Source organism: Cytophagales bacterium, assembly GCA_033344775.1.
Taxonomy (GTDB): Bacteria; Bacteroidota; Bacteroidia; order Cytophagales; family Cyclobacteriaceae; genus JAWPMT01.
Genome location: JAWPMT010000005.1, coordinates 1925331 through 1939742, shown reverse-complemented (window position 1 = coordinate 1939742; position 14412 = coordinate 1925331). Strand labels below are relative to the sequence as shown.

Below are 14412 nucleotides of genomic sequence, written 5' to 3'. Positions count from 1 at the left end.
ACTAGTTCAGATAAAGCACAATTTCATACATTCGTTGATGGCCAGTAGATGGCGAAATCATCAATTCCAGTTTCTTTTTTCCATCTTCATAAGTGGCAAAAAGATTAGACCGCAGTTGGATGTACTCCACCGGCTGATCACTCCATTGATTAAAATAGGCTTCCATCAGGTTGGGTCATTTGGGCTTCAAAATGAAAAGAGACAGGGCCGCAAACCACAGCGACCTTGTCTATGCTGGAGCCTTAATTTGGGAATCTCACCGCTACCACTAAATTTATTTACCTCCAGCACCTATTTCTCTTTCACATAGATTTAGGTTTCTATTAGACTGAGATTTCTCAAAAAGTCACACTTGTAAAAAGATTTTTTTGAGACTTGAGGTCGAATGACCAGAAAGCCAGTTCGAAGGAGTCTTAGTTGTTTTAGTAAATCACTGTGCGTTGGAATTTTGGTTATTCCTCAGATTTTGAATCCAATGGCTTGCGCTGACTATCGTTTACTTTCTTATCGGCATCGGGTACGATATTCCCCTCTTCGTCAGTCAATTCGTTCTCTATCGTACTCATGACTTCTTCCTTCAGCTCCGAAGGGACCTCCTCAACCTGGTTCAGGTTTTCAAAGGGGTTTTCTTCTTTGTTACCGTCTGCCATAAAGTGCTATCAGCTTTGCTTTTGTTCGCTTGAGTTTCATTTTCACAGAACTCTCTCCTGCTTGTGTTAACGAAGCAATCTCCTTAATGGATAACCCATCTTGATATTTCATTAAAATTATTGATTTCTCCGCCGGGGTGAGCTGCTCCATCAATGCGGTCAGCGTATCAATACTAAGTTCCATCAATTCGCTATCCTCCGGGACATCAGAAGGCTCCGATTTGCCTGCTTCCAACGCCAGTTCTTCAGACAGAGATAGCTTCTTTTTCCTAATGGCCTGATAATCTACACAATGATTATATGCCACCTTGTAAACCCATGTTGAAAACTTCGATTTGCCACCGAATTTGGTCAACTGGAGAAAAAGCTTCACGATCACATCGTGCGCTACATCTTTGGCCTCATAATCATCCCTGGTGAAACTGAGACATTTTTGATAAATCCTGAGTGCATATCGATCATAGATTACTTCGAATAGGTCCGTACGATTGTGTTCCACGATGAGATTCACAATCTCTTCATCAGATAACTTTCGAAGCGCTTGCCTATCTACAATCTGCTCCATCTACGGAATGATATGTGTTCTTAGCATGAAAAAATGAGGCCTGATTCAATCAATTTAATGAACTGTACCTCTTGAGACGGCAAAACTCCCTGTAGGTCACATTTTAAGAGAAAATATTCTCTAAAATGCTGGTCCTAAGCCCGAAATCTACGCCATACGATTTAGTGACGAAAACCAAAATTCCAGTCTAAAGCTGAAAAACCTATGTCGGATTTTATTCATTTTTTATCGTACGTCAAGAGCAATCTTGCCACTGTTGGCATATCCGTAGGATTATTGATCTTATATATGGCTGGTCGAACCTTCATCAGTAAGGTTATTCGTCGCCATGCCCATAGAAGCCACGTCTCCTCGGACCGGGAGATTTACGTGAGAAAGCTTGTTCATATACTGTTTTTGCTTATTACCATTACGCTGTTAGGAGCAACCTGGGAAATCTCTTTAAAAGGTCTTTCTGTTTACTTTGCATCGATTTTCACGGTAATCGGAGTAGCCCTTTTCGCAACATGGTCGGTAATCAGCAACCTTACTGCCTCAATCATCCTGTTTTTCTTCTTCCCATATCGCATAGGCAATATGGTCAGGGTCATAGATGGAGATAACTCTATCGAGGGAAAAATCGAAGACATCACACTGTTTTACATTAGAATTCGCACCACCGACCATCAAGTAGTTGTCTACCCGAACAACCTGGCCATTCAAAAACCCATTTTACAAATCCGTGATTAAGGTTAAGGATCTATTATAAAAATAATTAATGCCTTATGGTGACTTTATGACCTATCTGGGTCTAAACTCCAAAATGTTTCACAAATGAGTGCTCCTTTTTCCAAATCAGCGGTGCTTGCCATTCTGACGCTAGTGACCACTTCCTGGATAGCTTCAGCAACCAGCGACAACCCGGATCCAAAAATACAAGCAGCTTTCGAAAAAAGATTTCCAGGTGTAAAAAATGTCCATTGGGAACAGAATGCTGCCAAGGATTTTGTGGCGTGGTTCTACTTTCAGGAGGGAGAAGCGGAAGCTAGTTTCTCAAAAAGTGGGTCATGGAAGTATACAAAAATAGAATTCTTGCCTGACGCAATTCCTGAGCCCATCGAGGATTATCTCAATGAGGACTATCCTGATGGGGTTTTCATGGAAGCACATACGTACGAAGATCCAAGAACGCCATTGCGTTATGTCATCATCTTAGGTCTGGAAGACAATGAAGAAAGTAATGATGATACGACCTATATACAACTCGACTTTGATAAGGACGGAAAGTATCTTTCACTGATGGAAGTATCCTACTAGAGGTCAGTGTGCTGGTTGGTTCTTTCCTCAGAAATTCCTTCCGAAAACCAGCTATAAGTTAATTCACAAGACCTTATGTCAATTTTATTCAGGTTAGAAGGTCACCCCTGGGCGACCTTCTAATCCAGGATCAATCGAAGGGATTCTTACACTGTCAAACCGAATTCCCATACTCATGACCCATGTTTTAAGCATCAATTGCTCAGCATCATTCAAATACTTCAATGAATTATGGTACTCCTTCAAAAACAAGCCCGGATCAAATGCCACTTTGGACAAGATCAGCTTCGAATATTCCAGATACGAATGCTTCATTGGTATTCGCATTTCATGTTTTAAGAGATTTTTTAGACCTGAGAATTTGCAAAAAGTCACATCTGGAAAAAAGGTTTTTGCCGATTTTATAGCAAGCTATTTTCTATCTTCAAAAGCACGTACGACCTTGAGGTTTTTGATCTCCTCTATGATCGTGTCAAGTCGCTTAAAGTACCTGCGTTTTAGCCCATCACTTACCCGGAGTGTTGGGTGCTTTAATACAGATATCAAGGCATTCATCTCTACCGTAAGCTTTTCGATAAGCGAACTGCTACTTGATTGAATTAGCTTTTTCATTTCACCTATTAGACTGCACAATGTCTTTAAAGTCACATGAATTAAGCCTGAGAATAGAAATTACAAATGGGATATAAGCGAGCTGGCAAACGTCAATGCAAGGAAAAATCCCAGCATGTCTGTGATGGTAGTGAGCAAAGGACCTGATGCCAACGCAGGATCCACGTTGAACCGCTTCAAGATCAATGGTATGGCCCCTCCCAGAGATACGGCAATGAGCGTATTGATTCCCAACGCGCCTCCTACAACCAATCCGAGGTAGATGTTTCCCTTCCATATCCAGGCTGCCAATCCAATCAACGTGCCGAGAACCAGGCCATTGATCAAACCAACCGAAGCCTCTTGCCAGAGTACACGTACCAATTCAAAAGGTTTGATCACTCCTAGAGATAACTCACGTAAACTAATCGCCACAGCTTGATTTCCTGAACAGCCGCTCATATCAGAAATGATCGGAAGAAATACAGCCAAAGCAATAACGGCTGAAAGCGTATCCTGATAAACCGCAATGACACTGGCAGCAGCAATGTTTAGTAAAATGTTGACACTCAACCAGGAGAGGCGTCGTTTGGCTCTTATAAGTATCGGCAACGTCCTGAGTTCTTCTCCACCGACGATACCTTGGGTTTCCAAATGTTCGTAGTTGATCTGTTCAGTTTCTGCTTCACGTAGGTCTTTACGTAACACCACTCCCAACAAGTCTCGTTTCTGATTGACGACTGGCACCCCGTAAAAATCGTGGGTATCAAAAAAACTAATCAATTCATCCAGGTGATCGTCATTATTAACAGTCATCGCATCCCGCAACACAATATCAGTCAGCGGAGTACTCCGTTTTCTAAGCAGGAGATCTCGCATCTGCAAAACCCCTTCAAACTTATCGTGAGAAGTCACATAAATGTATTGTAGGTTGTAGCGTTCATACTTCTCAGCATGATCACTTAGGTTTTTGACCACTTCGCCGACTGTCAGAGATTCGTCGAAAGCCAGGAATTCCGTGATCATTAATCCCCCTGCAGAGTGATCATCATATTGAATGAGTTTCTTGACTTCTTCTACTGCATCTGGTTGCCATTCATCCAGGATGGCATTTTGATTGGCCGTCTCAAACTCAGCCAAAAAGTCCGCCTGATCATCGCTTGGTAGCTCCTGCAGAATTGCAGCAGTTTCCTGAGCCCCCATGTCTTCCAGTATCTTAACCGCTTGCTGCCAGGGGATTTCATCGATCAATTCCGCGGCCTCTGCCGGCTTTAATACATGCAGGAGCTGTACTCGTTCCTCTTTTTCCAGGTGACTGACAATGCCAGCAATATCTTCCGATCTCAATTCATCGAGAAAGTCCTTGATCACTTCCGGGTTAGGAGATAGGAGTTGTTCTTTGATGGTTTCCCAGGGCTTTTCAATGATCATTGCTTTCAGGGTTTTAGACAATCAAAAGTTAGTCGAGAATTCATAAAAAACCCTGACCAACCGGGATCAGGGCCGCCCAACCAATGGTTTCATGGCTACTGGTTAGTGGCCAGTTTACACTTCACAGGTTATGTTTACAGGGGATAGTTTTCTTTTCCTTAAGTTAAATTTATCCGGTGGTCAGCCTCCAAGACCAAATCTGACTCACCGGATATCTAAAAAAAAGACTGTCCTTTTGACAGGTTTATATTCAAAAAGTCACTTTCAATGATTGACTTTTCTGAAATATTTGATGTGACTTCTATAAACAAATGAAGTCTAAACAATGATAAGACAATGATATGGGGTGGTCAGCCAATTATATTTTGAATCACCCCGTTCATTACTCATGATTTAAAAGCTCCGACCCCATACATCGAAATGATCAAAGAGATCAGTCAACAACCAAATAGAACATCCAAATAAGACCGTACATCATCGAAATCACGTTGATTTCAACATAATGCCACAGATGCTGATGATTCCAGTCAAATCAAACTCAAAGAATAATTGTTGTACCTTCCAAAGCTGTTATGCTTTCAGTAAATAAACCCATTTGAAATCCCACATACTCATTACGTTGCTCGCATTCTTAACGATGATTGGTGCATGCAGGCATCAGTATAACAGAGAGATCATCATCGACGATGTGTCCAAAGCAAGGACCGATACTATTGGTTTTAAGCTTGCTTCTCATGAAGGTATCAGCCACCTATCACTTTCCGTCAAGGGGAACCTCAATGGTAAATCTCAGGATCAATAAACTGGAACTTTTACCTGGAAAAATAGATACGGTATTTATAATGGAATGGGATTCTTCCTCCTACATCCTCAGATACATACCTATTGATGCAACTGAAGGCATCCTCAAAATAGAATTGGAGCTTGAGACTGAAGTGAATTTCTAACAGTTCAATCATTCAATTTTACCTTGAATAGACATTCGGGGATTTTTACGTTTATTCAAACTATTTCGCTCTGGAAGGTTCAATTTCTCGAAGGAAGTACAAAGGTCATTCTTCCGGAGGTGTGTCAACGATGTTGCCATCCTCATCAATATAGGCGATCATATTGTCTAATGAACCAGAGGTATGTTCTCGTTCTTCTTTCTTCTTCTGTTTTTCTTCTTTTTTCTTTCTCTTTTGCTCAGCTCGCTGTTTTTTCAAGAAAGCATTATAATTTTTCCTCCCCATGATTCATGTCTTTAAAACGATTTATACCAAACATTCATCGACTCTATTTCCTCTCCTATTAATGTGTTATTGACCAACGTCCCACCAAAATAAAATCCCAACCGGGCAAAAGTCTTGTTCATTCCATAAGAAACAGACCTGGCTATGGTATAGGCCGTTTGCATACCTTCCGCCATCATTTGATTTTCCATATACCGAAGTAAAAAATATGAAAGGTTTTTCCCCCGATATTTAGTGCAGGTTGCAAAATCTGTCATTTCTACATTTCGTCCTTTTTTATCCATTTCAGCAGCTGATGCGGCTACCAGTTCATCTCCTGAATACACTCCGAAATATTGCACGTCATTTTTCAGGTTGTCCAGCAAATAAAACTCATCAAAGATGGGAAAGGGATAAAATTGAAAAACCTGTTTATAGACTCTTGCCAATTTGGGCAAATCCTGAGCGTCCAGCTTCCGGATATCGAAGCTATCTGGAAGATGATTATCAAGCTTCTTGTCAGCATTCAAAGCTGACTCCTTTACTTCATTAAACAATTTCCGTTCCTGTTTCGACAGGTACCCTCGCTTGGCATTGAAGTACTTTCCCAAAAAATATCCTTGTTCCTCTCCTGGGTAAAGCCCTGGAACTGCTGCTTCCATTTTAAAATTATTTTCAAGAAACAAGGGAAGCGCTGAACCCGGAACCTTAGCAAAAATCTTACTGTAACGTTTCAAGATTGCCAGGTTGAAAAGTTGATCAATTAATTGATCTACCCGTTCTTGATGATGAAGTTTCATCAGGTAAACCCGATCATTATTCGGTCCGTGTTGTATCAGTGATTTTGAAATGGTTTCTACTTTATCAAACATCATTGTTTTATCGTAGTTGAAACAAGTAAGTAAAGCGCAAGCGAAGTAATGATACCGAAGATCGATGGGTCCAGACCATATGGCAAGGTCACTTGCATGAATATCAATACCAGTGTGAGTCCACCGCCACCGAACATACTGACCATGGCCGCTTTCATATGTGGCCTTTTCGAAAAATATGCCGCTAATGTGGGAACAAGCAGCCCGGAGACCATAAACGCATAGGACTGCAACACAATATCCAATACGGTGGTAAACCACGTTGCCAGCAGAAACGAAACCATTCCCAGAACAGCCGTTATGATGACCGAACGATTGACGATCTTGTTACTTTGGGTGCCCATTTGCTTCAATATATCATTTTCCACATTGCCCGAAGCTGCGATCAAACAACTGTCCGCTGTGGACATGATCGCGGAGAAGTATGCTGCTAGCACAAATCCCGCAATACCTACCGGCAATACCTCGTTGAGCATTAATGGAATGGCCGCCTCGGGATCACTATGAGGAAAAGCCACCCTCGCCAGCATTCCCAGAATCACTCCCGAAAACGCCATTAAAGGATATTCGAATACGCCGGCGATCAGAAAGGCCTTGCGTGCCTCCGCAACATTCCTGGTACTGAACACCCTTTGATACAGGGTCATGGCAATGAACCAGATCGGGATGATGGCAAAAGTCCAGTTTACCAGTGTGACCCAAGAAACATTGGAGAGGGAAAAATGGGTTTCAGGTAGCGTGCTACGGATAGCCGTCCAGCCTCCAACATTTATATAGGCAAAAGGGATACCAAGCAATAAAAGCCCCGAAAGAAGAATAATCCATTGAATGGTATCAGTGTAGATAACAGCTTTGATCCCACCCATACTGGTATAAACAATCACGATAAATGCAACGGTGAGAATTGAAAAGAATAAGGGGTCGACTAAGGTCAAATCCTGAAAGATACTCGCAGACGCCAGTTTCCCACCGGCTAAGATCTGCCCGGCTGTAAAACCAATGTATCCGATACCTGAAATTGCCGCAGCGATGACACCAATCGTAGGATTGTATTTAAAGCTTAAAAAGTCCGGAAACGTCAAAAACCTTTTCTGGAGGTCCAGCATTTTCAATTTGGGGACCGTGACTACCGCGGCTATCCAGGCACCTATCAGGCCTGTAAACAGCAACCAGCTACCAGATAGGCCCATGGGGGGTAAACCCCAGGCCTCCAAGTCCAATTGAAAAACCTCCACCAACATCTGTTGCGGCAATACTCAGCCCAACATGATTCGCTGTTATCGATCTGCCACCGACATAGTAGTCCTCACGCGATTGATTTTGTTTTAGAAAAAAATAGCCAACATAAATGATTGCTAAGAAGTAAGTGATGAATACAACCAGATCGATCCAATGCATATACCCCTCAGATTACGGGTTCCAGGGATTGATAGCCAGAGTTCTTCACCGCATTGTCTATCAGGTCCTGATGAAGCGATTGATCTTCCCAAAGTTTTTGGCCCTCAAGGGGAAGGGTATCTACGGGATCAAAGTACAAGTACAACTTCTTATCGTCCACGCTGGGGCTCCTGTAGACACTTATACCTGTCACCTCATCTATAATAGTCGTAGCTATGAACATCCCGTTTTCCTCCGCCACCAGGCGCATCTGTTACGAATAATGGCGTATTAAACCCAGCAGTTACACCTCTTACGGCTTTTTCGAGTTCAACCGTCTCTTTTACACTGGTACGCATGTCTTCTGTTCCCGGTACCATGTCGTGCTGATATACATAGTAGGGTTGCACATTCATATAGGAAAGCTTTCGGATCAACTCGATCATAGTTTCCGTCGTATCGTTTACCCCTTTGATCAATACACTCTGGTTTCGAACCGTCACCCCTTCTTTGAACAGCTTGAGCATGGCTTCTCTCGTGATGGCAGTGATCTCATTGGCACTATTGAAATGGGTATGTAAAACCACTTCTTTACCTTTTCCCCGTCCAAGCTTTACGACATCCACTAAAGCCCGAATCCACTGTTGATCGCTGATGATCTTCATGGGCATTACAGCCGGGCCTTTGGAAGCAAATCGAATTCTTCTCACATGTGGGATCTCTAACAAAATCTCTCCAATCATTCTTAGCCGGTCAGGCACCAACATATAGGCATCTCCTCCGGAAACTACCACATCTTCCACTTCCGGTCTGGAGGCGATATATGCAAATGCCTTTTTCCATTTATCCGGTGCGTTCTTGAATCGAAGTTTATCTACACTTTCCGTGTTGCCACCTATAGCATAACTTCTTGTACAAAAACGACAATAAACCGGACATACATCCAATGGCAGAAATAATACTTTATCAAAGTAACGATGAACGAGGCCATCTACTGGTGAGTCACTCTGTTCATTCAATGAATCCAGCGTTAGCTTTGGGTGATCAGCCTTGAAACGTTCCCTAATTGGGATGAATTGTATCCTCAAAGGATCATTCAGGGGTCATTCCAATCGATTAAACTCAGGATATATGGAGAAATACTCAAATTCATAGGAGCAATTTGCATCCCTTCCTTGACCTCTTCTAAAATTTTGTATCTACAAGACCTTTTGTAAGTTCTTCAAGCTTTGACATCTTCCGAACCGTGTGTTTGTTCTGGAATTTCATGTCGAGAAACGCTTCTTCACTAACCCCTTTAAAAGCAGGGATCTTGTCCCAAAATCTGTTACTGACAAAATCTCTGTGTTTCAGGTCATCAAGCCCTACAAAGTCCTTGTGATGCTCTGGTATATCCTGATTATCAAGACTTTCCAACACCTCATTCTTTCGGATGGACTGGGGAAGTTCATTAAAATTTACTGCTTCTTCGATTGTAGAAATGTCCTGTTTCGTATAATACATATTGCGAGTTAAGTCCAATCTGTGGACTAAATAATTTGCGCAAAGGTAGAAACTAAGTTCTACAGAACCTATTTAAGTTCTACAGAACTTATTTGTCTTGTTTTATTCTTTTAATCCTATAAGATGTGTTTTCTTAATCGATGGGTTCTTCAGGAGTAAGCAGAGGAGAGGCTTCCATTCCTCTTATTTCCATGGCCCCGATGATGATGCTAAGAGATTTCTGAACCATTTCCTTGTCTTCAATTGACAGCTTATCTAGTTTCTCGGCCAGTCGGTCGTGTAATACATTGGGGGTTTCCTCCAAAAGCTTAAGGCCCGAGGCAGTTAGAATGATCGATTTTGATCTCTTGTCCATCTCATTACTCAGTCTGGCAATGTATCCTCGCTTCTCTAACCTGTTGAGTATGCCGGAAACTGTACTCGAATTGAGGCTTAACAAGTCCATCAATTCACGATGGGTAGATTTATAACCATCGTTCCCCTGCAAGTGACCCAGGCAAAGGAGTTGAGTGATACTCAAACCAAAATCTTTCTGAATGGCCTTCGATTCGAGGTTTAATGACCTCACGATTTTTCGAATGCTTACAATGATCTCTAAAGTGTCCAATATTGTATTTTCAAAAGCGACACAAATTAACCTTTTTACGGAATAAATATGGGTTATTTCAGATGTCGCAATCGTCACAGCAAGTCTTCTTAAGCTTAAATGGTCATTTATTAGTTTAAATCAACTTAAAATCCTTTAAATAATGATCCTACCTTGAAATTTAGGCTGAAGTTAAAATCAAATGAAACTGGTATGATTTCGTTACTTTTCGTGATATTCGAAATGACAACAAAGTAGTATAATCTTCCAATGTGTATTTCTAAAAAAGCGACATTCCTCTGCGGAATGTCGCTTCTTCTACTTAAGCAAAAAGCTCAATAGCTTTCTTTATTGACTAATGTTAATCTGCTGAAGCAATACTTTCGGTTGCTCCTATGTGCTTTTGATAGAACTTCCAGGCTTCATTGGCAACGTTTCTTCCTAGCTCTAGACCAGCAACATTGTCCGCTTGAATGTGATAGCCTCCCAATACTCTGGAAATACCGGCCATTTCAGCAGTTTCGGTAAACGTAGGGAATTTCAATACTACAGTGTCTCCCAGATTATCCGGTTCGGTCATCGCTCCGGCGACAAGCGTAACTTCTTCGCCGAACTCATCACTACCCGTCCAGATCTTTAGGGCTTCTCCACATGCACCACTGATGCAACTGTGGCCAGACACATAGCTAGGGAATGGAGGACACAAAAACGTTTCAGGAGAATATGGACGCCATTGACTTCCATCCATGTCCATCATCCCTTTGCCTTCGCCTCCCCAGGCTTTAATGATTTGGTTTTCGTAGTATTCATGCACCAGGGCATAAGGACGCGCATAGTCATAAAACATTTTGGAATCCCATGATGCAATAAAAGCATCCATCGCCACCACCTGGTTGTAGAAATACATCTTTACGTCCTGATCAAGGTTATGATTATCCCTACGAGAAACATCTTGCGCAAACTTTAACCAATGACCTGCTTGCTGAACCGATTGCGGGCCATCACGCATAAATTCCACCAGCGCCTTATCCTCATCTGTTAAACCCGCTTGCAAGTCAATGACTTCTTTTACTTCTCTTTCCAGTTGTTCTGACCCGATCATCGGAGGAGGACCAGGACGAAATTGATCTCCAGACTGAAGGGCCACAGGCTTCACCTTATCCCAAAATGGCGTCAGGCATCCAGGAGCAAACTGTCCTCCTTTGCCGTCAGAAAAGTATTTGGGTTGCCATCGATTAGGGTCCGTATTATCATCAGCTGAGTTCACCGGCTCATAGCCGACGTAGTTAAAATAAGGTTCTCCATTAGACCCTTCTTCCTCCCCGTATTGATTAGCGCCATCACCTTTTCGCGCTTCAATCACCGCAGCTGCAGCGAGGTTACCAACACCCTCTGGTGTATTGGGATCCATTGAATTATTATTTGGGTCCAGTCCCAACTCTACCATGAAATCCACAAATATTTTAGTATCACTGTAATAGTATTCTTTTAGGGCACCAAATGCGGCATAGCTGATTGCGATTTCTTTGTTCTTTAGCGTTTGCTCCTTAGCTGGTCTACGCTCTACACCATTGAGATAAACCGGAGTAGCTTTGTTATCGTATCGGCTCCAGGCATCAAAAACTGCAATAAAGATTAGTCCCAGGTATCGGGAAGTGATGGTTGGTCGGGGCTGAAACCTTTCTGTATCATTGGCAGTACCCAAAAGAGCCATTTCACCCCACTTGTAAGCAACATTATCCCTTCCTAGAGGTTCGGGCAAATTATTCTTTTCAGTATTCTGGTCACAAGAAAAAGCATAAATGACCAATATAAACAGGACCAGTAGTTTCTTCATCTTCTTCGAAAAAAATGTTAGGTTAAACAACCTCGAATTTATCAAAAGTCAGCAATTCTTACAGGCTATTTGATCTTTTTGCTTGATGACTTTTATCAGAAGAAAACGAGGGACGTTCAAAAGAATAGACAAATAGCTTATTATATCAGCTGCTTATTTTCTAACGTTCTGTGTATATTTCATCCGTGGTTGAAAAACCTGATCAGAGATGTACAAGATTGAAGTGAAAAGTTATGGGATCAAATTAACCTTCGAAGGGTTTATTAGCCCGGAGGAGATGCAGGCCTACAAGGATGAATTCAAAACAACCCTGGATTTGGTGCCACAACAATTTGGATTATTGGCGGATATGCGTAGCATGAAACCTCTTCCAGCGGAAAGCCAGGCTATTCTTAGTGCGTACCCGGAATGGACAGCTACCCGGATTGTGCGTTCTGCAACGATTATTGATAGTGCGTTGGTCAAAATGCAATCCCGAAGATTGTCAAAAGAGTGGAAGCAAGACTCAACAAAAAGATACATCGATTCCACTCAATTTCACGATTGGGAAAACCGAGCTGAAGGATGGATCAACGAGGGGATAGAGCCCGAATAATTAATATCAACGACAATGTCACCGACCTTCAGTAAGTTTACCGCTTAGGTATGCGCAACAGCGCATTGTCTATGCTGGCTGTATGCAGTGGGGGTTTGACCTCCACTGTTTTTTCCTGATATAGTCAGTTCTTTAATTGACAATAACCGAAGGCGTTCCACTATTCATCGATTTCACTTGCTATTGGCTTTAGAAGTTTTACTATCTTTCAGAACCTAGCCGCCGTTTAGTGACTAACCTAGTGACATCCCAAAAGGAAAGGAGTTGGTTTAGACTCCTGATGACTTTCGCCTATTGTTCGACCCTGAGCTTTAGCGTCTATTTCTATATACGCGAAGTTTACATTCTGGCGTATAATGGCTTCTTTTGCCTTTCTCTGTTTTTCATTTTTGGCATAGCCAGTTATTTCACAAAGCATCTTTTATGGCTCTTTCGACTCTCTGTGCTCACAGCCTTCCATGCCTTCTATTTCGAGGTTTTCTTTACTGGTGGAGTGTTCTCTCCAGCATTACCTGAGTTCATCATACCTCCCATCATTGCATTCTTCTATAAACCCGTGAGGGATCGATATTTCTTCATGATCGTAGCGGTTTTATGTGCCTTAAGTATTTGGCTATTATCATCGTTAGGTTACACAGAAAACCGCTTTCCGGCAGATTGCATGATGGAAATGCATATTATCTCCACATTCTTCGTTTTTGGCATCGTAGGGACATACATCTATATCTATCGTAAGTCGCTGAATGAGAAGAACCTCGAACTTAAAATGTCTTACCAAAAATTGGTCGAGTCCGAAAAAATGGCCTCGCTGGGACTATTATCTGCAGGTGTTGCTCATGAAATCAATAACCCATTGAACTTCATCAAGGGAGGTATTGAAATGTTGACCATGCAATTGAACGGTTCAAAAGACGCAGAACCCTACGTACATGCAGTTGATGAGGGAGTGAAAAGAGTCGCATCAATCATTGATAGTCTTGCTCACTTTAGCAGAGATTCACCGGACATGAATGAAGTTTGTGACATTCAGAAAGTGATTGACAATTGTCTGGTAATGCTGAACCATAAACTTAAATATAAGGTAGAGGTAGTTAAGGAATATGAGGACTTAGGATCATTGAAGATCATTGGAAATGAAGGGCAGTTGCACCAGGCCTTCCTCAATATTCTCATTAATGCAGAAGAGGCCATTGATGAAAGTGGTACCATTTCTATTCGCACTTACACGGATGGTGAGGCTTTGAAAGTCACCATTTCCGATACCGGACGTGGTATAGATCCAAAGTATATCAATAAAATTAATGACTTGTTTTTTACCACAAAAGATACAGGAGAAGGTACGGGTTTAGGATTGTCTATCACCTACAAGGCGATTGAAGAACATCATGGTTCCATAGCAGTTGAATCCGAAGTAGGTAAAGGAACCAGCTTTCATATTACATTCAACAAACCTCTAACGTTTGATAGTGAGTAGACAACTTAAGCATACTGTGATGTTCGTTGATGATGAACCCATCAATTTGCTCCTATTCGAAAAACGATTTGAGGAAGACTTCAAAGTGGTTACTGCATCATCAGGAAAAGAAGCACTTGAAAAACTCACACACTATAGTGATCGGCTAAAAGTAGTCATTAGCGATATGCGAATGCCAGCAATGTCTGGTCTTGAGTTTATCAAAACTGCACAACAACAATTCACCGGAATTCGCTACTTCATCTTAACTGGATACAGTTACAACAAGGAATTGGAAAATGCCCTGGAAGAAAAAATCATTGAAAGACTTCTTAAAAAGCCGTACGATTATTTAACTATAAAAGAAGCTGTAACCCAATCAGATTCAAAATAGCCTTAATCTTTCATCGATAGACGATTGATCTGTTGTTGTTAAGTCTTCAGG

Annotated in this window: 21 protein-coding genes; 6 read left to right on the top strand and 15 right to left on the bottom strand. The window is 41.8% G+C overall.

Annotation, left to right across the window (positions count from 1 at the left end; translation table 11 throughout):
- Position 1: 1 nt before the first annotated feature.
- From R8G66_25900 to R8G66_25890, 3 genes are all read right to left on the bottom strand, one after another.
- Entirely contained in the window at positions 2-166 is a 165-nt protein-coding gene (locus R8G66_25900) for a hypothetical protein (GenBank protein ID MDW3195834.1), read from the bottom strand.
- Positions 167-452: 286 nt separating this feature from the next.
- Positions 453-650, bottom strand: coding sequence for a hypothetical protein (locus tag R8G66_25895; GenBank protein ID MDW3195833.1), 198 nt, complete (start codon positions 648-650; stop codon positions 453-455).
- Positions 637-1215 carry a sigma-70 family RNA polymerase sigma factor gene (locus tag R8G66_25890; protein MDW3195832.1) on the bottom strand — a complete coding sequence of 193 codons (579 nt, stop codon included), beginning with the start codon at positions 1213-1215 and terminating at the stop codon, positions 637-639. The genes R8G66_25895 and R8G66_25890 overlap by 14 nt, the downstream gene beginning before the upstream one ends.
- A 204-nt stretch (positions 1216-1419) precedes the next feature.
- On the opposite strand from R8G66_25890, the gene R8G66_25885 reads away from it, so the two are divergent.
- Together R8G66_25885 and R8G66_25880 are read left to right on the top strand one after the other, a co-directional pair.
- A complete protein-coding gene (locus R8G66_25885; protein MDW3195831.1) occupies positions 1420-1944 on the top strand; it encodes a mechanosensitive ion channel in 525 nt (174 codons plus the stop codon).
- 84 nt (positions 1945-2028) lie between these two features.
- Positions 2029-2511 (top strand): PepSY-like domain-containing protein, encoded by a 483-nt coding sequence (locus tag R8G66_25880; GenBank protein MDW3195830.1) that lies wholly within the window; start codon positions 2029-2031, stop codon positions 2509-2511.
- Between the two features lie 93 nt (positions 2512-2604).
- Here R8G66_25880 and R8G66_25875 read toward each other — a convergent pair whose 3' ends face one another.
- The 3 genes from R8G66_25875 to mgtE all read right to left on the bottom strand — a co-directional run bounded on the left by R8G66_25875 (position 2605) and on the right by mgtE (position 4533).
- Complete coding sequence (locus tag R8G66_25875; protein ID MDW3195829.1) at positions 2605-2826, bottom strand: hypothetical protein; 222 nt, start codon at positions 2824-2826, stop codon at positions 2605-2607.
- Positions 2827-2922: 96 nt separating this feature from the next.
- Positions 2923-3123 carry a hypothetical protein gene (locus R8G66_25870; GenBank protein MDW3195828.1) on the bottom strand — a complete coding sequence of 67 codons (201 nt, stop codon included), beginning with the start codon at positions 3121-3123 and terminating at the stop codon, positions 2923-2925.
- Between the two features lie 60 nt (positions 3124-3183).
- On the bottom strand, positions 3184-4533 hold the full coding sequence (mgtE, locus tag R8G66_25865) for a magnesium transporter (protein MDW3195827.1): 1350 nt from the start codon (positions 4531-4533) through the stop codon (positions 3184-3186).
- Positions 4534-5128: 595 nt separating this feature from the next.
- On the opposite strand from mgtE, the gene R8G66_25860 reads away from it, so the two are divergent.
- A complete protein-coding gene (locus R8G66_25860; GenBank protein ID MDW3195826.1) occupies positions 5129-5335 on the top strand; it encodes a hypothetical protein in 207 nt (68 codons plus the stop codon).
- A 250-nt stretch (positions 5336-5585) separates the two neighbouring features.
- Here R8G66_25860 and R8G66_25855 read toward each other — a convergent pair whose 3' ends face one another.
- The 9 genes from R8G66_25855 to R8G66_25815 form a co-directional block, all read right to left on the bottom strand.
- Positions 5586-5765 carry a cold-shock protein gene (locus tag R8G66_25855; protein ID MDW3195825.1) on the bottom strand — a complete coding sequence of 60 codons (180 nt, stop codon included), beginning with the start codon at positions 5763-5765 and terminating at the stop codon, positions 5586-5588.
- Positions 5766-5776: 11 nt separating this feature from the next.
- Positions 5777-6619, bottom strand: coding sequence for a putative beta-lysine N-acetyltransferase (ablB, locus tag R8G66_25850; protein ID MDW3195824.1), 843 nt, complete (start codon positions 6617-6619; stop codon positions 5777-5779).
- The gene (locus tag R8G66_25845) at positions 6616-7806 is read right to left on the bottom strand and encodes a sodium:solute symporter family protein (GenBank protein MDW3195823.1); all 1191 of its coding nucleotides are present in this window, start codon (positions 7804-7806) and stop codon (positions 6616-6618) included. Before R8G66_25845 ends, ablB begins: the two co-directional genes overlap by 4 nt.
- Positions 7790-8014, bottom strand: a complete 225-nt coding sequence (locus R8G66_25840) for a hypothetical protein (GenBank protein ID MDW3195822.1) — start codon at positions 8012-8014, stop codon at positions 7790-7792. The genes R8G66_25845 and R8G66_25840 overlap by 17 nt, the downstream gene beginning before the upstream one ends.
- A gap of 7 nt (positions 8015-8021) precedes the next feature.
- Positions 8022-8174, bottom strand: coding sequence for a hypothetical protein (locus tag R8G66_25835; protein MDW3195821.1), 153 nt, complete (start codon positions 8172-8174; stop codon positions 8022-8024).
- 34 nt (positions 8175-8208) lie between these two features.
- Positions 8209-9081 (bottom strand): KamA family radical SAM protein, encoded by an 873-nt coding sequence (locus tag R8G66_25830; GenBank protein ID MDW3195820.1) that lies wholly within the window; start codon positions 9079-9081, stop codon positions 8209-8211.
- Positions 9082-9178: 97 nt separating this feature from the next.
- Positions 9179-9496 (bottom strand): hypothetical protein, encoded by a 318-nt coding sequence (locus tag R8G66_25825; protein ID MDW3195819.1) that lies wholly within the window; start codon positions 9494-9496, stop codon positions 9179-9181.
- 133 nt (positions 9497-9629) lie between these two features.
- The gene (locus R8G66_25820) at positions 9630-10064 is read right to left on the bottom strand and encodes a MarR family transcriptional regulator (GenBank protein MDW3195818.1); all 435 of its coding nucleotides are present in this window, start codon (positions 10062-10064) and stop codon (positions 9630-9632) included.
- A 379-nt stretch (positions 10065-10443) separates the two neighbouring features.
- Positions 10444-11919, bottom strand: coding sequence for a vanadium-dependent haloperoxidase (locus R8G66_25815; GenBank protein MDW3195817.1), 1476 nt, complete (start codon positions 11917-11919; stop codon positions 10444-10446).
- Positions 11920-12127: 208 nt separating this feature from the next.
- Between R8G66_25815 and R8G66_25810 the strand changes: the two genes are divergently transcribed.
- The 3 genes from R8G66_25810 (at position 12128) to R8G66_25800 (ending at position 14361) form a co-directional block, all read left to right on the top strand.
- Positions 12128-12514, top strand: a complete 387-nt coding sequence (locus tag R8G66_25810) for a hypothetical protein (GenBank protein ID MDW3195816.1) — start codon at positions 12128-12130, stop codon at positions 12512-12514.
- Between the two features lie 280 nt (positions 12515-12794).
- Entirely contained in the window at positions 12795-13988 is a 1194-nt protein-coding gene (locus tag R8G66_25805) for an ATP-binding protein (GenBank protein MDW3195815.1), read from the top strand.
- On the top strand, positions 13981-14361 hold the full coding sequence (locus R8G66_25800) for a response regulator (protein ID MDW3195814.1): 381 nt from the start codon (positions 13981-13983) through the stop codon (positions 14359-14361). Before R8G66_25805 ends, R8G66_25800 begins: the two co-directional genes overlap by 8 nt.
- Positions 14362-14412 lie beyond the last annotated feature (51 nt).